This window comes from Evansella sp. AB-rgal1 (genome assembly GCF_041820985.1).
GTDB lineage: Bacteria > Bacillota > Bacilli > Bacillales > Salisediminibacteriaceae > Evansella.
On record NZ_JBGUAU010000031.1, the window covers coordinates 38,795 to 58,514 of the forward strand.

Consider the following 19,720-nt stretch of genomic DNA (forward strand, 5'->3'; position numbering starts at 1 on the left):
TCTTGTAAATGCTTATAGTAATTACAAGATTGGAGGGGAAAGTATGGGAAGAGGAACGATTAGACAAATTTTATTATTAACAGATGGGTGTTCAAATAGTGGGGAAGATCCTGTTGCTATCGCAGCTTTAGCGAAGGAAGATGGAATTTCTGTCAATGTAATTGGAATTGTAGATAATGGTGATATGAATGAACAAGGAATATCTGAAGTAGAATCTATTGCAGAATCAGGAGGCGGTATTAGCCAGATTGTCTATGCCAAACAACTGTCACAAACAGTACAAATGGTTACTAGAAAGGCAATGACTCAAACGATTCACGGTGTTGTAAATAAAGAAATATCACAGATTCTTGGAGAAGAGAAGGAACTAGAGGATATTGAACCAGAAAAACGTGGGAAGTTGATGGAAGTAGTAGATGAGCTTGGGGAAACGATGGATTTGGATGTATTTATCTTAGTAGATACTAGTGCTAGTATGAGAAACAAACTACCAATGGTACAAGAGGCACTGCTAGATTTATCAATAAGCTTACGTTCTCGAACAGGAAAAAATCATTATGCTCTTTATTCATTTCCCGGGAAACGAAAAGATATTGATAAGTTAATTCAATGGACACCGCACTTTGATACCATTTCTAGTGCTTTTAAGAAATTGTCTATGGGCGGCATTACACCTACAGGACCAGCTTTACAGGAAGCTATAAGGTTATTTCAAAAAAGAATGAAAAAGAGAGGAACGGACGAAGATGAGAGATTCGATCTCGAAGAAGCAGGAATGTAAACTCATTCCAAATCAGCGAGTAGTCGGAAAGTGGCATCGAAACTCATATCGGATTATTCGTCAGTTAGGGTACGGAGCAACAGGAACGGTATATTTAGCAGAAGGAAAAGAAGGTCTTGTAGCTTTGAAAATAGCAAGTGATTCTATGTCGATCACATCAGAGGTAAATGTACTTCGACAGTTTTCCAAGGTCCAAGGTCCAAATCTTGGACCTTCTTTTATTGATACAGATGACTATGTATCAGTGAATGGTGTTTACCCTTTTTATATTATGGAATATATCCAGGGAGAAGAATTTCTTCCATTCATACGCCAAAAAGGTGTAGAATGGGTAGGGATTTTAATTATTCAATTATTAAAAGATTTACAAGAGCTTCACCAATCTGGTTGGGTCTTTGGTGATTTAAAGCCGGAAAATTTATTAGTTTCCCAAAAACCATTTCAAGTTAGATGGCTTGATGCTGGTGGTATGACACGAGTGGGGAGAAGTATTAAAGAATACACAGAGTTTTTTGACCGTGGTTATTGGGGGCTCGGTAGTAGGAAAGCGGAACCTAGTTACGATTTGTTTTCTGTTTCTATGCTTTTTATTAATCGCGCTTTTCCCTCTCGATTTGAAAAAGACAGTTCTATGAATCCTACTCAATTACTTACCAAGTTTAAAGAGAAGGAAGAGTTAAAGGCGTATGAACCAATTTTTAAAAAAGGAATTGAAGGAAAATACTCTAGTGCAAACGAGATGAGAAATGAGTTAATTGCATTAATTAAAAATACATCCTTTTCTCCAAAACCATTGTATAATAACAGCGGAAGCACCAAAACTAGAAAGAGAAACAAGGTGAAAAAGCAGAAAGAGAGTAATAAAAAAAGGTTTCGATTAATAGGATTAATGGAATCTATGTTAGTAGGCTCTTTTCTTCTGTTTCTATATATTTTATACTTATTTGGACAAACCGTGTAGTGAGGGAACATACCTTATCTATGGATAGAGAGTAGGTGAAAGAATGGGAAAAGCAGATGATGTGATGGACATCTGCTTATTAGCTGGAGAAATAATGCTTAAATATGGTGCAGAAACGTATCGAGTCGAAGAGACGCTTGAACGAATGGCAAGAGCAGCATCATTTACAAATGTGCATTGTTTCGTCACCACAACAGGTATCTTTTTGTCCTTTGAGGAGAAAAAAGAAAAGCAAGACTTAATGCAAATGGTGAGAATAGATGATAGGCTACAAGATTTAAGCAAGGTGGCGGATGTAAATCAAGTATCAAGAGAGTTTGTAGCTGAAGAGTTGACTGTAGAACAAGCACACGAAAAGTTGAAGGACATTGCAAAGGCTCCGATGCAATATCCGTTATGGCTCATACATATCGCTGCAGGTTTTGCAGGTGGCGGGTTTTCCTACTTATTTGGCGGAGGATGGTTTGACTTATTCCCAGCGTTTATTGCTGCGGTAGTATCAAGTATCGTCGTTGTAGAATTTGAGAGGTACTTGAAAGTAAGATTTGCTGCAGAATTTACAGCTGCCTTTTTCGGGGGTACAACAGCAATACTTCTTGTGTTTATTGGTTTTGGAAATAATGTTGATCAAATAATTATAGGCTCATTGATGCCCCTAGTACCAGGTGTACCATTAACAAATGCGGTTCGTGATCTAATGTCAGGTGATTTAGTAGCGGGAGTAAGCCGAGGAGCAGAGGCATTGTTAACATCTTTATCCATTGCAAGTGGAATAGCACTGACTATCTCGATATTTCTATAAGAAAGGAGCGCAAGTTACGTGGAAATTGGTGCCGAACTTATTATTACCTTTATAGCAATAGTAGCTTTTGGCGTTATCTTCGGTGTGCCAAAAAGAGCGCTTCTTCTTGGTGGAGCAATTGGGATGACCACTTGGGCAATTTTGCAAGGTGGATTAACATTAGGTGGTTCTCCTGTTTTCTCAACTGCCATTGCATCCTTTAACGCAGCTATGTTTTCTCATTACTTTGCAAGAAAAATTAGAATACCTGTAACAACACTATCTATACCGGGAATATTACCTCTTGTACCTGGAAGTCGAGCATATTTTACCATGCTTTCTTTTGTTGAAGGAGACTATTTACGAGGACTAGAATTTGGGGTGGAGACGATGCTTCAAGCAGGATCTATTGCAGCTGGTCTAGTTTTTGCTCTAGCGATTTTCTCTTTTGGGAAAGGAATAGGTCATCGATATGAACCAAATCGTTAATGACTTTATTCACAAGCATAAATTAATAGAAGGAAATGAGCATATCCTAATAGCAGTATCAGGTGGACCTGATAGTATGGCTCTTCTTCATTTTCTAAAAAGTGAATATAAAAACAAACTATCTGTGGCACATGTGGAACATGGCCTAAGAGGGAACACATCATTGAGAGATTTTCATTTTGTACAAAATTATTGTAAATTAAATGATATTCCCTTTTATTTTTCCCAGCCAGATGTCATGAAGGTTCAAAGGCAGAAGAGAGTTTCTATTCAAGAGGCAGCTAGATATTGTAGATATTCTTGGTTCAAAGAATTAATGAAGGATATAAATGCATCAAAATTAGCGTTAGCTCATCATGGAGACGATCAAATAGAAACAATTCTTATGCGACAGGTGCGAGGGAGCTTGACGGGCATGAAAGGGATTCCAGTGAAACGTCCATTTGGAAATGGAACAATTATTCGTCCTTTCTTAAGTGTAGAAAAAGAGATATTACTTGAATACTGTTCTCAAAATAAAATACTGTATCAAGAGGATGAGACAAATAAGAAGGAAGATTATCAGAGAAATCGATTCAGAAAACATATGTTACCTTTTCTTAAAAAAGAAAATCCGACATTACATAAGACTTTCCAACGGCAAAGTGAATGGTTTACAGAAGAAGACTCTTTCTTATCTTCTTTAACGGAAGAAAAAATGAAAGAACTAATTACATTTAATCAAGAAAATAACATTATATTTTCTATACAAAGATTTCTTCATTTGCCAATCCCTTTACAAAGAAGGGGAGTTCATCTAATATTAAACTATCTTTCCTCTGATGTAAGTCGTTTCATAACGTCAAAGCATATCGATGATATTTTAACAATTATTAGGAAGGGTACTCCATCTGGTATGATTACGTTGCCAAATAAGATAATCGTGGAGAAGTCGTATGATAATTGCATATTTACCTTTCAAACAACTAAAGAAGTAGCAGTGGATTGGTTTGTTGAATTACCAACCGAAGGCATGATTCATACAAAGATGGGTAATATACATACTGCTGTTTTAAAAAATAACGACGAATGGAAAGCAGATGAATCCTTATTTTTCGGGGATTTAGATAAACTCTCATCACCATTATATGCAAGGTGTAGGAGACCAGGTGATAAGATATCGCCCCTTGGTTTACAAGGTTCAAAAAAGATCAAGGAGATTTTTATTGAAGGTAAAATCCCCAAACAGGAACGAGATAAATGGCCCATCGTGACAGATAATAAAGGACATATTGTATGGGTACCGATGTTAAAAAGATCGAATGCTGCTTTAGTGGACGACTCCACAGAAAGAATTGTGGTTCTTAAGTTTGAACGTGAGGAAAATCATACATAATAAAAAAAGAGTCTAATTTTTTTAGGAGGTTCAGGAACACGCTATGAGAGATGACATTCAAGAGGTTTTGATTTCTTCCGAAGAAATTCAAAAAAAAATTGATGAATTAGGAAAACAATTAACGGAAGAATATGAAGGGAAATTCCCGCTCGTAATTGGAGTATTAAAAGGTTCTCTTCCATTTATGGGAGATCTTATTCAACGAATTGATACACATATGGAAATGGATTTAATGGATGTTTCTAGTTACGGTAACGATACCGTATCCTCTGGTGAAGTAAAGATTATTAAAGATTTAAATACTTCTGTTGAAGGACGAGATGTATTAATTTTAGAAGATATTATTGATAGTGGATTAACGCTCAGCTATTTAGTAAAACTATTTCATTACAGAAAAGCGAAATCTGTTAAGGTCGTCACTCTTTTAGACAAACCTGACGGAAGACAGGTTGATTTAGTTCCTGACTTGGCAGGCTTTATCGTTCCTGATGAATTTGTGGTAGGGTATGGACTTGATTTTGCTGAGCGCTATCGAAATCTTCCTTATATCGGTATTTTAAAGCCCGAAATTTATAAAAGTTAATTTAATTGTGATATACCTTTACATTATGGTACTATTATTTCAATGTATTCGTACGTGGGAGGAGGTAAAGAATGAATCGAATTTTTCGTAATACGATATTTTATCTTTTGATTTTCTTGGTTATTGTTGGTATTGTGAGTGTTTTCCAAAGCCCACAGGAAGAGACTAAGGAAATCAGTTTTAATACATTCCAACAGTACTTAGAGGATGGTACAATCGAGTCCATCTCCATCCAACCGAAATTGGGCGTTTATAACGTTATAGGTCAATTGCAAGGTGCTGATGAGAATGAATATTTTATTGTTAACGTTCCTGATGTTGCATCTGTTCTAGAGGAGATAATAGCATCGGATCGTGGAGACCTAATAGTGGAACCAGCTGATCAACCGAGCGGGTGGGTGAATTTCTTTACCGCAATTATACCGTTTGTGATCATCTTTATATTATTCTTCTTCTTATTGAGTCAAGCGCAGGGCGGCGGAAGTCGTGTCATGAACTTTGGGAAAAGTAAAGCGAAGCTGGTAAGTGAAGATAAGAAGAAAGCTCGATTTAAAGACGTTGCTGGTGCGGATGAGGAGAAACAGGAACTTGTAGAGGTTGTTGACTTCTTAAAAGATCCACGTAAGTTTTCTCAAATTGGTGCAAGAATCCCAAAAGGGGTTCTATTAGTTGGCCCTCCAGGAACGGGTAAAACATTACTTGCACGTGCTGTAGCAGGTGAAGCGGGAGTTCCCTTTTTCTCTATTAGTGGTTCTGATTTCGTAGAAATGTTTGTGGGTGTAGGTGCATCTCGTGTACGTGATTTATTTGAGAATGCAAAGAAAAATGCCCCTTGTATTATTTTTATCGATGAGATTGATGCAGTTGGTCGTCGTCGTGGTGCTGGTTTAGGTGGCGGTCACGATGAGCGAGAGCAAACGTTAAACCAATTACTTGTTGAAATGGATGGTTTCGGTGTAAACGAAGGAATCATTCTTATTGCAGCAACAAACCGTGCGGATATTTTAGATCCTGCATTGTTACGTCCTGGGCGTTTCGATCGCCAAATTATGGTAGGTCGTCCGGATGTTAAAGGTCGTGAAGAGGTACTTAAAGTACACGCGGTAAATAAACCATTAGCAGACGATGTTGATTTAAAAACAATTGCTCAACGTACACCTGGATTCTCAGGTGCAGAATTAGAGAATTTGTTAAACGAAGCTGCATTAGTGTCTGCTCGTACGAATAAACAAAAGATTGATATGGAAGCTGTAGAAGAAGCGATTGATCGTGTTATTGCTGGTCCTTCTAAGAAAAGCCGTGTCATTTCTGAAAAAGAGAAGAAAATTGTTGCTTATCACGAAGCGGGACATACCGTTGTTGGTGTGAAATTAGAGAGTGCTGACTTGGTTCATAAGGTTACGATTGTACCAAGAGGGCAAGCTGGTGGATATGCAATGATGCTTCCTAAGGAAGATCGTTACTTTATGACGAAACCTGAGTTACTCGACAAGATTGTAGGCCTTCTTGGTGGGCGTGTAGCCGAAGAAGTTATCTTCGGTGAAGTAAGTACCGGAGCCCATAATGATTTCCAACGTGCTACAGGAATTGCTCGTAAAATGGTAATGGAATTTGGAATGAGTGAAAAATTAGGTCCTGTACAATTTGGTAATACTCAAGGTGAAGTTTTCCTTGGTCGTGACATTAATAACGAGCAAAATTATAGTGATGCAATCGCACATGAAATTGACCTTGAAGTACAACGTATACTAAAAGAAAGCTATGAACGTTGTCGTCAAATCTTACAGGAAAATATTGAGAGCTTAAAATTAGTAGCAGTAACTCTAATGGAACATGAGACATTAGATGCTCAACAAATTAATTCTCTTATTGAAAAAGGGCAATTACCAGATGACCATCATATGACGAGAAAAATAAATGGTGATACATCTAGTGAAGTGTTCAAGTCAGAAGAGTCTTCTAAAAGCTCAGAGGAAGATGTAAAAGTTAATATCAAGGGTAAGCATGACAAATTCGGCCCTACCCTTCCAACGGAAAATAAAGAAGACATCAATAATGAAAAGAAAGACAATGACGATACGAAAAAAGAGTAATAGCCATCAAAAGGGGTGTGTCAAAAGGAGGAATATCCTTAGACACACTCTTTTTTAAGTCATTAACTATTTCTAATAATACGGAAAGAGGGATATCCTAATGATTTTTGTTTTAGATGTTGGTAACACAAATATTGCATTAGGTGTTTATAAAAAAGAAGAGTTAGTTTATCATTGGCGAATTGGAACCGATACTTCCAAAACGGAGGATCAATATGCCATGATTATTAAAGATTTATTTCATGATAAAGGCTTGCGACTAACTGATATCGAAGGCATTATTATTTCATCTGTAGTACCTCCTATTATGTTTTCGCTAGAACAGATGTGTATAAAGTACTTTCATATAAAACCGATGGTCATTGGACCTGGAATTAAAACGGGTTTAAATATTAAATATGATAATCCAAAGGAAGTGGGAGCTGACAGAATAGTAAATGCCGTTGCAGGAATTCACTTCTATGGGAGCCCCTTAATTATCGTTGATTTTGGTACTGCCACAACCTATTGCTACATAAATGAACAAAATCATTATATGGGTGGGGCGATAGCGCCAGGAATTAATATATCTACTGAAGCTCTTTACAATAAAGCTTCTAAATTACCACGAATTGAGATAGCTAAACCGAATAGTATCATCGGTAAAAATACTGTACATGCAATGCAAGCAGGAATACTATATGGTTATGTTGGACAAGTAGAGGGAATTGTAAAACGTATGAAGGCAGCATCTAAATCAGAACCTACTGTAATAGCAACAGGGGGCTTAGCGTCACTTATTGCAAAAGATTCAGATGTTATTGATATTGTCGATCCATTATTAACATTAAAAGGGCTACAAATTATATACGAAAAGAATAAAATGTAAAAAAGAATAAAAGGAGTGTTATCTTTGTCTGATTACTTAGTAAAGGCTTTAGCATATGATGGAACAGTGAGGGCTTATGCTATTCGTTCCACAGAAATGGTTCGAGAAGCAGCACGTCGACATGGTACATGGAGAACAGTTACGGCTGCTCTTGGTAGAACAATGTCTGCTGCAACAATGATGGGTGCTATGTTAAAAGGAGAGGAAAAGCTTACTATCAAAATTGAAGGTGATGGACCTGCGACACCGATTATTGTGGATGCAAATGCCAAAGGGGAAGCAAGGGGTTACGTCTCTAATCCTCACGTGGATCCAGAAAGAAAAGATTCAGGGAAACTAAATGTTTCAAAGGCTGTAGGAGAGACTGGATCACTATCTGTTGTTAAAAATCTTGGGATGAAAGAAAACTTTACTGGTAGTGTTCCTCTTGTTTCAGGTGAAATTGCAGAAGATTTTACGTATTATTTCGCATCCTCTGAACAAACACCTTCCTCTGTTGCATTAGGTGTCATCGTAGGGAAGGATGATAATGTAGCAGCAGCAGGTGGATTCATCATTCAGATGATGCCAGGTGTTACAGACGAAACGATTGATGATATTGAGGAAAAACTTACAGTTCTTCCCCCTATATCAACATTAATTGAAGACGGGTTAACACCAGAAGAAGTATTACAACGTGTTTTAGGAGAAGAAAATGTTCGCGTGCTTGATACATTAGACGTTTCCTTCCAATGTCACTGCTCAAAGGAAAGAATCGCACAAGCGATTATTGGACTAGGAAAAGCAGAAATCCAAGCAATGATAGAAGAAGACGAAGGTGCAGAAACAAAATGTAACTTCTGTAACGTGACCTATCATTTCACCAAGGAAGAATTAGAGGGTTTATTGGTGGATTAAGTGAATTACCACTATGACGGATGAAAATACTTTGTGAAGCGGATTAGAACTAAGCACTTTCTATGTAATGAGTGTAAGTCGACGAACTCCAGTGGGAAGTAGAGTAGAGGCGAGACACCGTAGCAGACGGGAGCCAGGATGGCGACATGACGCCGTTGCCCACAGGACGTGGGCACGTACTTAGGCGGAATTGACGAAGGTGGCTCGGCAACTCCCCACAGGAAAGGAGTGGACTGAAGCGAATGGAATACAACCAACAAAGTTAGTATTCCATATTAGCTGATACACGTATTTTCAGAGGGTAGACCATCATAATAGAGTGGAGTCTAGGTAACCTAGGCTCTTTTTCATCTCAATAAATTGCACCCACTCCCCTCCCAAAGTATAATGGTTGGAGACAAACAAGCCAGTGAACTTTAAGGTGGTATGAACATGAATAATAACAAACGAATTGCCATTGGGTATAAAAGAGCTCTCGAAGAGGTTACCCCTGATTGGTTTCAAACATATACAACATTAGCAAAAAACCAGCAAAATCACGTATTACTTGAGAGTGGAAGAGGAGGGCGCTATTCCTTTATAGGACTTGCCCCATGGGCGATTGTGAAAGGAAAAAATAAAGTGCTTTCTATTGCTACAGAAAAAGGGGAGGAAGAGGTAACAGGACCCTTATTGCCATCACTAAGAAATTGGTTAGAAAAATACGATGTAGAGAAAAATAATGACCTTCCTGATTTTCAAGGAGGAATTGTGGGTCAAATAAGCTATGATATGATTCGAGAAATAGAAAAACTTCCTAAAAAGGCATCAGATGACTTAGAAACAGATGATCTTTTCTTTTTAGCATTTGACGAGATAGTAGCCATTGACCATCAATTAAATCTAATTTGGTTTATTTGTGTTGTAGATAAAGGAAATGAATCAATAGGACAAGCAAGAGCGGAAATGATGGAGTCAGGTTGGAAAAATGCGCAGAATCAATTGGAAGATAAGTTGTGGTATCATCAAGAAGCAGAGTCTGATGCAGTTAGTAGTAGATCGTTTACAGAAGAAAAGTTTATGGATGCAGTTCAGAAGGTCCAAGATTATATTGCAGCGGGTGATGTTTTTCAAGTGAATTTATCTGTAAGAGAAACGCAACCACTAACAACACATCCTCTTCACATATATGAGTGTTTGCGAAGAATTAATCCATCTCCTTATATGAGTTATTTTCATACTCCCGATATACAGTTTGTTGGAGGTTCACCAGAACTGCTAGTCAAAATAAAGGATACTGAGGTTAGTACAAGGCCAATAGCTGGAACACGATCAAGGGGAAAAGATGAAGCAGAGGATAGGGAATTAGCTGATACATTAATAAATAATGAAAAAGAGCGCGCAGAACATGTAATGCTTGTTGATTTAGAACGAAATGACCTAGGAAGAGTATGTCAATACGGAACAGTTGAAGTAAATGAGTTAATGGTAATCGAAAAATATTCCCATGTCATGCATATTGTTTCCAATGTACGAGGGATAAAACATGAAAAATATGATACGATAGACGTAATTGCTGCTACGTTCCCAGGAGGAACCATTACTGGTGCGCCAAAAATACGTACGATGGAAATTATCGAAGAATTAGAGCCAGTACGAAGAGGCATTTATACAGGATCATTAGGATGGATTGGCTTTAATGGGGACATGGAATTAAATATTACAATTCGAACGATGATTGCTAAAGATGGAAAAGCACATGTACAAGCAGGTGCAGGAATTGTGATTGATTCTAATCCGAAAGCAGAATTTAAAGAATCATTAAAGAAAGCAAAAGCATTGTGGAAAGCAAAAGAGATGAGTGAAGATGAGCTGAAAACAAAATGGAGCATAGCTGAGGAGGAACTACAATGATTTTAATGATTGATAACTACGATTCTTTTACGTATAACCTAGTTCAATACTTAGGGGAGATGGGTCAAGAGTTAGTAGTGAAAAGAAACGATCAAATTACAATAAAAGAGATAGAGGACTTAAATCCTACTTATATTATGATTTCACCTGGTCCTTGTACACCAAATGAAGCAGGGATTAGTCTAAAAACGATAGAGCATTTCGCCGGGAAAATTCCGATTTTTGGAGTTTGCCTAGGTCATCAATCGTTAGCACAAGTTTTTGGTGGGGATGTTATTCGTGCAGAACGATTAATGCATGGAAAAACGTCAGAAATGCTTCATGATGGAAAATCTATTTTTGAAAATATACCAAATCCTTTTACGGCAACGAGATATCATTCGTTAATAGTAAAACGTGAGACACTTCCCGAGTGTTTAGAAATTTCCGCTGAAACAAAAGAAGGAGAAATAATGGGGTTAAGACATAAAACGTTACCTGTTGAAGGGGTGCAGTTTCACCCAGAATCCATTATGACAGGTGAAGGGAAAGTCTTGCTACGTAATTTCTTAGACCGATATAAGGAGTACAACAAACAATGTACATCTATGTAAATGGGTCTATATTAGATAGCACTGAAGCTACTATTTCTCCATTTGACCATGGTTATTTATACGGCTTAGGTCTATTTGAAACATTTCGAACTTATCATGGTCATCCTTTTTTATTGGATGACCATTTTCATCGTTTATACGAAAGTGCGAACGAACTGGGGATTGTTTTGCCTCCCTATGAGAGGGGGAAAATAGTAGGAATCATCCAAAACCTTCTTCGGAAAAACAATTTGGAGGACGGATATTTTCGATGGAATGTATCAGCAGGAGAAAGGGAAATAGGTCTATCTACAGATCTATATGAATCTCCAACTACCATAGCTTTTGTGAAGGGTCTGCCGCAGAGTTTTTCTTCGGAAAAGGAAGCTATTATTCTAGCTCAACGCCGGAATACTCCAGAAGGCTCAAGTCGTTTGAAATCCCATCATTACTTAAATAATATTATTGGCAAGCGTGAAGTAGGTATGAATCCTTCTTTGGAGGGAATTTTCTTATCAGAACATGGACATGTATCAGAAGGTGTCGTTTCCAATATTTTTTGGTATAAAAAGAGTACGCTATATACACCATCCATGGAAAGTGGAGCTTTAAACGGAATTACTAGGCAGTTCATTATATCTTTAGCAAAAAAACTAGACCTAAAAGTAGAAGTTGGATTATATGAACAAACTGAATTAGAGGATGCAGAAGAGGTTTTTGTTTCAAATTCTATCCAGGAGCTTGTTTCCATTCAAAAATTAGCAGGTTATAGCTACCCAGGTTCAAAGGGAATGCTATTTACAAAGTTAAAAAAAGAGTACCAACAATATACAGAAAATTGCTGGAGTAGACTAGAATTGTTAAAGGGGTAAAGACCATGAATCATAACAATAACCGAACGATAAAATGGTATACACATGAGCTTGATTTTTCAAAAAAAACCTATATTATGGGGATACTAAATGTCACTACTGATTCTTTTTCTGATGGGGGATTGTTTAAGGAAGAACAAAAGGCAGTCCAACATGCGAAAGAAATGATTTCTCAAGGTGCTCATATTATCGATATTGGAGGAGAATCAACAAGACCAGGGGCGGTCAAAGTGGGAGAAGAAGAGGAAATACAACGAATCGTAGGCCCAGTGTCAGCTGTAAGGGAAGCTGTGAATGTGCCAATCTCGATAGATACATATAAAGCAAAAGTTGCGGAAATTGCCATTGAAAAAGGTGCTAGTATTATTAATGATGTCTGGGGTGCAAAGGCAGATAAAAATATGGCATCCGTAGCAGCTCATTTTGATGTACCTATTATTCTTATGCACAATCGTGAAACGCCCGATTATACCAACTTAATGGATGATATAGTAAAGGACTTAGAAGAGAGTATTAAGATTTGCCATAACGCAGGAGTAAAAGATAATCGCATCATATTAGATCCAGGAATTGGTTTTGGAAAAACATATGAACAGAATGTATTGGTGATGAGGTACTTAGAGAGAATTACAGAACTAGGATATCCTCTATTACTAGGTACTTCTAGAAAATCGTTAATTGCAAAAACACTGCAGCTTCCGGTAGACGAAAGAGTAGAGGGAACAGGAGCAACTGTTTGCTTGGGAATTCAAAAAGGTGCTGATATCGTGAGAGTACACGATGTTTTGCAAATGAGTAGAATGGCAAAAATGATGGATGTCATGTTAGGGAAAGAAGAACTACCTCAATTTAGTTAAAGCAAGGAGACGATTATGGATAAAATTTACGTAAATGGCATGGAATTTTACGCCTACCATGGTGTTTTTCCAGAAGAAAATAAATTAGGTCAACGTTTTTTTGTAGATGTTGTTTTAGAAATGAATACTGTAGAAGCAGGTCAGACCGATGATTTAACGAAGACTGTTAATTATGCGGAAGTATATAATCTCACGAAAAAGGTCATGGAAGGCAAAGCGGTAAAGCTTGTTGAGACGTTAACAGAAACAATTGCGAAAGATGTATTGCAGTCTTTTCCTATAGTAATGGCCGTATCTGTTAAAGTAACGAAACCGAACCCACCGATAGCTGGCCACTATGATTCTGTTGCTGTGGAAATTAGAAGGGAACGAAAAGCTTAATGCAAGACCAGACAGGTATGACTAATATTGCGTATATTTCTCTCGGATCAAATATCGAGAACCGTTATACACATCTGAGTGAAGCGATCGATAGAATAGAAGCGAATGAAAGGATTTCTGTATTAAAACAATCATCTATATATGAGACAGCACCTGTAGGGATCGTAGATCAGTCCCCTTTTTTAAATATTGTTCTGAAAATAACTACTTCATTAACTGCAGATGATTTACTAACGTTTCTTCAGTTGGTAGAAACTACCGGTGGCAGAACACGGGAGGTAAGATGGGGACCTCGTACAATAGACCTTGACATTTTACTATTTAACAAAGAAAATATTAACTTAGAACATTTAGTAGTTCCACATCCAAGAATGTTGGAACGATCATTCGTCTTAATTCCTTTTCTGGAAATAGAGCCATCTTACACATTTTCCAATGGGAAGTCCATTGATGAATATATTACTGAACTAACAGATAAAGAAGGGGTACAAAAATGGAAGAGATCATCTGGGGTAGACGCATCCGAGCATTCCGAAAGTTAAAAGGCTTTACTCAAGAAGAGTTTGCACGGCAGATAGGAATATCTGTATCTATCCTTGGGGAAATAGAACGGGGAAACCGTAATCCGTCAGACGATCTCTTGCAAACGGTTGTAGAAGTGTTGAACATATCGTTCGATGAATTAAAATCAATTAGATAGTGAGAGGTGAGTAATGTGTTAAAAATTGGTGATATTACAATGAAAAACCAAGTTGTCCTTGCTCCGATGGCAGGAGTATGTAATCCTGCTTTTCGTCTCATTGCTAAAGAATTTGGAACAGGTCTTGTTTGTGCAGAAATGGTTAGTGATAAAGCAATTCTTCATAAAAATGAAAAATCACTAAAAATGCTTTTCGTTGATGAGCGTGAAAAACCATTGAGTCTTCAAATCTTTGGTGGAGATAAAGATACACTTGTAGAAGCAGCAAAGGTAGTAGATAAACAAACAAATGCTGATATTATTGATATAAATATGGGTTGTCCAGTACCGAAAATCACTAGTTGTGATGCCGGTGCTAGATGGTTATTAGATCCTAATAAAATTTATGAAATGGTATCTTATGTAGTAGATGCTGTTGATAAACCTGTTACGGTAAAAATGCGTATGGGTTGGGATGAAGATCATATTTTTGCAGTAGAAAATGCAAGAGCTGTGGAACGTGCTGGAGGAAAAGCGGTAGCAGTTCATGGACGTACGAGAGTCCAAATGTATGAGGGAACAGCGAACTGGGATATTATTAAAGAGGTTAAAGATGCTATTAGTATCCCTGTTATCGGTAATGGAGATGTGAAAACTCCAGAGGATGCGAAACGAATGATGGAAATGACTGGTGTAGATGGTGTAATGATCGGACGTGCAGCATTAGGAAACCCTTGGATGCTTTACAGAACCATTCATTATTTACAAACTGGTGAAAACAAGCCTGAGCCAGGAGCGCGAGAAAAAATGGATGTTTGTGTATTGCACATGGATCGATTAGTTGATCTAAAAGGAGAAGTTGTAGCGGTGCGTGAAATGCGTAAACATGCTGCGTGGTACATTAAAGGACTGAAAGGCGCAGCAAAATATCGAGACGCTATCAACAGTGTAACAAAGAGAGATGACATGGCAAAAGTATTATATGAATTGGTTGATCAACAAGAAGCAAAAGAAAAAGTAGTTGTGCAGTAATTTGACAACAACTCGGAACTTTCCTATAATACCATCTGAGATATAATATAAAACTGCCAGTACTAGACTGGCAGTTTTCTTCTTGAATGAGTTTATCTCCTACTTTTTAAGTTTTGTTCCTTTAAGTAAGTTTGGTTAATCAAATAAATGTTAATGTTAGTATAGTGACTACATATTGTAATGTACTAGAGGAAACAGAAATTTATTTTTAATAGATTATTGATAAGTGAAAAATAAAATATAGGAGTTGGTAAGGGTGAGTCAAGAATTAGAGTTAAATGATCAGTTGAAAGTGAGACGAGAAAAGTTAAAGGACTTATTTGACTTAGGTATTGATCCATTCGGTCAGCGTTTTGAACGTACACATACAGCAAAGGATTTAAAGACTACTTTTGAAGAAAAATCAAAAGAAGATCTTGAGAAGGATGAAATTTCTGTAACAATAGCAGGGCGTGTTATGACAAAACGGGGAAAAGGAAAAGCTGGTTTTGCGCATATACAAGATCTGACTGGTCAAATACAGATTTATGTTCGTAAAGATCAAGTGGGGGAAGAACAGTATGATATATTCAATCGTATTGATATCGGAGACCTTGTTGGTATTACTGGTGTAGTATTTAAGACACAGGTTGGGGAATTGTCTGTTAAAGCAAAAGAATTTGGGATACTCACGAAATCCTTACGACCATTACCGGACAAGTATCATGGGTTAAAGGATGTAGAACAACGTTATAGACAAAGATATCTTGATTTAATTGTAAATCCTGAGGTGCGTGATACTTTTGTGATGCGTAGTAGAATTTTGCAATCTATGAGAAGGTACTTAGACGACCATGGATATCTAGAGGTCGAAACACCAATGATGCACTCTATTGCAGGAGGAGCATCGGCGAGACCGTTTGTTACACATCATAATGCATTAGATATGACGCTCTATATGCGTATAGCGATTGAATTACATTTAAAACGTTTGATTGTTGGGGGATTAGAAAAGGTTTATGAAATAGGCCGTGTTTTCCGAAATGAAGGTGTTTCAACTCGACATAACCCAGAATTCACAATGATTGAATTATATGAAGCGTATGCAGATTATAACGATATTATGGAACTTACGGAAAATTTGGTTGCCCATATTGCGCAAGATGTTCTAGGAAATACAACAGTAATGTACAACGAGCAAGAGGTTAATCTAGAGCCAAAGTGGAAGAGACTACACATGGTAGATGCGATTAAAGAGCATACGGGTGTAGATTTTTGGAAAGAAATGTCCGACGAAGAAGCTCTTGCTTTAGCAAAGGAGCATAATGTTCCTGTAAAAAATACAATGAAATATGGTCATGTAGTGAATGAATTCTTCGAAACGTTTGTAGAAGAGAGGTTAATTCAGCCTACTTTTATTTATGGACACCCTGTAGATATTTCTCCTCTAGCGAAAAAGAATGCAGAGGATCCTCGCTTTACAGATAGATTTGAATTATTTATTGTCGGCAGAGAGCATGCAAATGCATTTACGGAGTTAAATGATCCTATTGATCAACGAGAGCGTTTTGAAGCACAACTTGTGGAACGTGAGCAAGGTGATGATGAAGCTCATATGATGGACGAGGATTTCGTAGAAGCTCTTGAATATGGTATGCCGCCAACTGGTGGGTTAGGAATAGGGATAGATAGACTAGTTATGTTGCTAACGAACTCTCAATCTATTCGTGATGTATTATTGTTTCCTCAAATGCGTCACAGAGATGTGGAAGAGTCTTAATCTTAACTATAAAAAAAGCTGATTTATGGGATTTATACCTAAGTCAGCTTTTTTTTTGTTAAGGAAATTATAAAATGTTCGACCTGTCGATAACTCATGAATTAATTATAGTAAGAATGGGAGGTGGTTATGATGAAGCAGAGTAGTGTGTCATTGTAAGGATGCTTAAAGATTATTTTGATGGATTTTGGAAGCTTCATCATAATCGGTTTCCTAAACAATATAAGAATGATATACAAGACGCAGTAGAGAAAGCTATTAAGTGTGGAACACGTGATATAGGTTATATTTAAGTACGAATGTCTAGGAAGAGTTGGAGAACCCCGGCCAGTTGTTTTTGGATTACTTTTAAAAGCGGTTTTTGTCATAAATGTGCTAAGAAGTATACGGATGATTGGTCTGATAAGCAGAAGTTAATGATTTTTGATGTACCACATCACCATATGGTATTTACAATACCCAAGGAATTTTGCCCAGTATTTTTTCGAGACCGTAAAAAGTTAAATGAGCTTAGTGAACAAGTTGTGGAAGTATCTCTATTTTATTTTTTTTGATCGTCTTAGTAAAAAACGTGAGCTAAAGGTTACTGCTATCACTGTTATTCATACATTTGGACGAGATTTGAAATGGATTCCTCAAATACATGCACTTGTAACGGAAGAAGCTCTTGATAAAACAAAGAATGGAGATCGAGTGAATTCGTTCCTTACGAGTACTTAAGAAAGTCTTGACAAAAAGTATTTTTGGATGTGCTGAATATATGGTTTCCAGTTTCCAGATAATCCTAAAGTACTTGAGTTGATAAATGACTTATACAAACAAGTGATTTTTGCATAAATTCATGGCCTCGAAGATATGAATAATTCAGGAACTAATATAAAAAAAATAATCTAGCAAAAAAGTAGTAAGATATCTGCAATTTTTTAAAAAGGTAGATAATATAATTCATTTACCAAATAACAGTTATTTTACAGAAAGTATTGTAAAATTCAAAAATATTGGTAATATTATGAAAAGAGTAGGAATGAACATGAAATTGTTAAGAATTAAAAGTTTGATTGTAGTTTTATCTAAAACGAAATTTATAGAAACCATCGAACAAAACAGTTTATCTATCTTAGATAACTCTAGTGGAAATGAACGTAATCAGAAAATAGCAGATGAAATTAATTTAATGCTTTTAGATGAATTGCCTCAAGAAGATATTGATCTCGTTTTATATGAGAAATTTGGTATTATACCTCTTGAACAAAAGGCGATTGAGAAGAAGGAAAAAGATGATATTGGACTTATGAGTGTTCGATCAGATGTGAGTATTAGTACTCCACGTGTACACTATGATCCCACTGTCAGAAATTATTTTGCTGTTAGTTCTTTCAGATCGTTAAATAATTACTTTTATGAAAATGGACCTTGTTGCTCTTATGGTAATGTAGGCGGGGAAAATGGGTTTGGTCTCAATTTTAATAAACAAATAGCGCGCATTAGTTCTAGTTTAAGTTTATATAATCAAAATGGTACTTCAGCTGGTACATTAACTAGTCCAGACGGAGCTAGTAACTTCTATGGTGTTGTATTTAAAGGTCAAGATAGAATTAATTGGTCGAATGGGCAGTATAATTGGCACACAGGAATTATTACTCTTCAATTAATAAAATCCAAAGTGGCACTTATCATGTTGATGCTAAATTAGCCCACACTTGGAGTTCTGCAGAAATAGACTCCATTAATATACACGCCACCGATATTTCCTTTACTATTAGTAATTCATCGAAATCATAGACAACAACACCAACTTCAGTAGGATCGTTTTAATAAGTGATTAATTGGTAGTTTACCACAATTATATTATAGGGGGATTATTGTGAATTTTATGGATATCGTTTTTTTATTGGTACATATGATTGGTATATATTTAATTGCTTTATCTATATGGGAATTAAGAGAGGGGAAAAACAAAAAAAAGTATATTGTATTAGTTGTAACTGGCTTGTTTCTCTATTTATTTTTACCTAATATACTTTCACACACTTTCTAGTGCCTCTATATGTCTTTTCGCTCCGCCCCCTTAATAAAAGAATAGCATCTTCCGTAAAAATATGAAGGGAAGTCCGATAAGTCCTGTGAAATCTAGTGGTGCCGGCTCCCTAGTTTTTAGACGCATTTGATTAATCAAAAAAAGCAATAAGTGCTCCGTAAAAAGTATAGACCAAATGATGAAGAATCCACTTTAATGGTGGGTTCTTCACCACTTATACTCATTCCAACTATTCTCCACATGACTCTTCCATATTGTCCTCATATAAGCTTTGAGATCTTCAGATGCTTCATCAGACTTCAAATGCTCCAAATCAAAATGAATCAATCCTGGCATTTTAAAATCCATTACCGTTAGAATTTTTTGTCCTTGGTTTAACCTTATGCGATATGTAGAACAGAAGATTAGCAATAATAATTACCATAAATTTTTTGGTATTAGAAAGTACATGTTGGTTTTGGTTGATTAGCAAAAAATTAATAGCGTATCTTCATATAAATAATGTACGAGTAAATGAATGTTGATGAAGGATAATCCATTTTAATATTTTTAGAGATAACAGGGAAAGTATTATATTTTAGAAAGGATTAATTTTCCATGTTTGAAGTTCCTCTTATGTACCAAGGATTTATAGTGGTAAAATAAAATCCTTAAAAAAAACTTTACCAAAAAGGTTGATCAAGTTTTCATGACGTGGTATATTATTTCTTGTCGCCAAAACAGAGCGATGAACAATTTTAAAAATGTTGTTGACACCAATTAGCGAAGATGTTATATTATTAAAGTCGCTGAAAAACGACATTGAAACA

The 19,720-nt window shown here is 36.6% G+C and carries 23 protein-coding genes; 22 read left to right on the top strand and 1 reads right to left on the bottom strand.

All coding sequences use genetic code 11. The features are described 5' to 3' along the window. The first annotated feature begins 43 nt into the window (after nucleotides 1-43). The 22 genes from ACERII_RS21030 (at nucleotide 44) to ACERII_RS21135 (ending at nucleotide 18,911) form a co-directional block, all read left to right on the top strand. A complete protein-coding gene (locus ACERII_RS21030; RefSeq protein ID WP_373644924.1) occupies nucleotides 44-781 on the top strand; it encodes a vWA domain-containing protein in 738 nt (245 codons plus the stop codon). Beyond that, nucleotides 747-1,742 (top strand): protein kinase domain-containing protein, encoded by a 996-nt coding sequence (locus tag ACERII_RS21035; RefSeq protein WP_373644925.1) that lies wholly within the window; start codon nucleotides 747-749, stop codon nucleotides 1,740-1,742. The genes ACERII_RS21030 and ACERII_RS21035 overlap by 35 nt, the downstream gene beginning before the upstream one ends. A gap of 43 nt (nucleotides 1,743-1,785) precedes the next feature. After that, nucleotides 1,786-2,544: a threonine/serine exporter family protein gene (locus ACERII_RS21040; protein ID WP_373644926.1), complete on the top strand. Its 759-nt coding sequence runs from the start codon at nucleotides 1,786-1,788 to the stop codon at nucleotides 2,542-2,544. Nucleotides 2,545-2,562: 18 nt separating this feature from the next. Further along, a complete protein-coding gene (locus ACERII_RS21045; protein ID WP_373644927.1) occupies nucleotides 2,563-3,012 on the top strand; it encodes a threonine/serine exporter family protein in 450 nt (149 codons plus the stop codon). After that, a complete protein-coding gene (gene tilS / locus ACERII_RS21050; protein ID WP_373644928.1) occupies nucleotides 2,996-4,387 on the top strand; it encodes a tRNA lysidine(34) synthetase TilS in 1,392 nt (463 codons plus the stop codon). The genes ACERII_RS21045 and tilS overlap by 17 nt, the downstream gene beginning before the upstream one ends. A 43-nt stretch (nucleotides 4,388-4,430) precedes the next feature. Continuing rightward, nucleotides 4,431-4,970, top strand: coding sequence for a hypoxanthine phosphoribosyltransferase (gene hpt, locus ACERII_RS21055; protein WP_373644929.1), 540 nt, complete (start codon nucleotides 4,431-4,433; stop codon nucleotides 4,968-4,970). A gap of 71 nt (nucleotides 4,971-5,041) precedes the next feature. Then, a complete protein-coding gene (gene ftsH / locus ACERII_RS21060) occupies nucleotides 5,042-7,063 on the top strand; it encodes an ATP-dependent zinc metalloprotease FtsH (protein ID WP_373644930.1) in 2,022 nt (673 codons plus the stop codon). A 100-nt stretch (nucleotides 7,064-7,163) separates the two neighbouring features. After that, a complete protein-coding gene (locus tag ACERII_RS21065; RefSeq protein ID WP_373644931.1) occupies nucleotides 7,164-7,931 on the top strand; it encodes a type III pantothenate kinase in 768 nt (255 codons plus the stop codon). Between the two features lie 24 nt (nucleotides 7,932-7,955). Then, nucleotides 7,956-8,828, top strand: coding sequence for an Hsp33 family molecular chaperone HslO (gene hslO, locus ACERII_RS21070; protein WP_373644932.1), 873 nt, complete (start codon nucleotides 7,956-7,958; stop codon nucleotides 8,826-8,828). 432 nt (nucleotides 8,829-9,260) lie between these two features. After that, nucleotides 9,261-10,721 carry an anthranilate synthase component I family protein gene (locus ACERII_RS21075; protein ID WP_373644933.1) on the top strand — a complete coding sequence of 487 codons (1,461 nt, stop codon included), beginning with the start codon at nucleotides 9,261-9,263 and terminating at the stop codon, nucleotides 10,719-10,721. Continuing rightward, complete coding sequence (gene pabA, locus ACERII_RS21080; RefSeq protein ID WP_373644934.1) at nucleotides 10,718-11,314, top strand: aminodeoxychorismate/anthranilate synthase component II; 597 nt, start codon at nucleotides 10,718-10,720, stop codon at nucleotides 11,312-11,314. Before ACERII_RS21075 ends, pabA begins: the two co-directional genes overlap by 4 nt. After that, nucleotides 11,299-12,165: an aminodeoxychorismate lyase gene (pabC, locus tag ACERII_RS21085; protein ID WP_373644935.1), complete on the top strand. Its 867-nt coding sequence runs from the start codon at nucleotides 11,299-11,301 to the stop codon at nucleotides 12,163-12,165. The genes pabA and pabC overlap by 16 nt, the downstream gene beginning before the upstream one ends. Before the next feature lie 5 nt (nucleotides 12,166-12,170). Next, nucleotides 12,171-13,022, top strand: a complete 852-nt coding sequence (gene folP, locus ACERII_RS21090; RefSeq protein ID WP_373644936.1) for a dihydropteroate synthase — start codon at nucleotides 12,171-12,173, stop codon at nucleotides 13,020-13,022. A gap of 15 nt (nucleotides 13,023-13,037) precedes the next feature. Next, complete coding sequence (gene folB, locus ACERII_RS21095; protein WP_373644937.1) at nucleotides 13,038-13,403, top strand: dihydroneopterin aldolase; 366 nt, start codon at nucleotides 13,038-13,040, stop codon at nucleotides 13,401-13,403. 17 nt (nucleotides 13,404-13,420) lie between these two features. Next, nucleotides 13,421-13,945: a 2-amino-4-hydroxy-6-hydroxymethyldihydropteridine diphosphokinase gene (folK, locus tag ACERII_RS21100; protein ID WP_373644954.1), complete on the top strand. Its 525-nt coding sequence runs from the start codon at nucleotides 13,421-13,423 to the stop codon at nucleotides 13,943-13,945. Further along, nucleotides 13,897-14,103 (top strand): helix-turn-helix domain-containing protein, encoded by a 207-nt coding sequence (locus tag ACERII_RS21105; protein ID WP_373644938.1) that lies wholly within the window; start codon nucleotides 13,897-13,899, stop codon nucleotides 14,101-14,103. Before folK ends, ACERII_RS21105 begins: the two co-directional genes overlap by 49 nt. A gap of 15 nt (nucleotides 14,104-14,118) precedes the next feature. After that, entirely contained in the window at nucleotides 14,119-15,114 is a 996-nt protein-coding gene (gene dusB / locus ACERII_RS21110) for a tRNA dihydrouridine synthase DusB (RefSeq protein WP_373644939.1), read from the top strand. Between the two features lie 256 nt (nucleotides 15,115-15,370). After that, nucleotides 15,371-16,873 carry a lysine--tRNA ligase gene (lysS, locus tag ACERII_RS21115; RefSeq protein ID WP_373644941.1) on the top strand — a complete coding sequence of 501 codons (1,503 nt, stop codon included), beginning with the start codon at nucleotides 15,371-15,373 and terminating at the stop codon, nucleotides 16,871-16,873. A 299-nt stretch (nucleotides 16,874-17,172) separates the two neighbouring features. After that, the gene (locus ACERII_RS21120) at nucleotides 17,173-17,427 is read left to right on the top strand and encodes a transposase zinc-binding domain-containing protein (RefSeq protein ID WP_373644942.1); all 255 of its coding nucleotides are present in this window, start codon (nucleotides 17,173-17,175) and stop codon (nucleotides 17,425-17,427) included. Next, entirely contained in the window at nucleotides 17,378-17,593 is a 216-nt protein-coding gene (locus tag ACERII_RS21125) for a transposase (protein WP_373644943.1), read from the top strand. The genes ACERII_RS21120 and ACERII_RS21125 overlap by 50 nt, the downstream gene beginning before the upstream one ends. A 310-nt stretch (nucleotides 17,594-17,903) precedes the next feature. Continuing rightward, entirely contained in the window at nucleotides 17,904-18,566 is a 663-nt protein-coding gene (locus ACERII_RS21130) for a hypothetical protein (protein ID WP_373644944.1), read from the top strand. 171 nt (nucleotides 18,567-18,737) lie between these two features. Next, nucleotides 18,738-18,911: a hypothetical protein gene (locus ACERII_RS21135; RefSeq protein WP_373644945.1), complete on the top strand. Its 174-nt coding sequence runs from the start codon at nucleotides 18,738-18,740 to the stop codon at nucleotides 18,909-18,911. A gap of 628 nt (nucleotides 18,912-19,539) precedes the next feature. Here ACERII_RS21135 and ACERII_RS21140 read toward each other — a convergent pair. Next, the coding region (locus ACERII_RS21140; RefSeq protein WP_373644948.1) for a hypothetical protein at nucleotides 19,540-19,720 on the bottom strand (181 nt) is incomplete at its 5' end.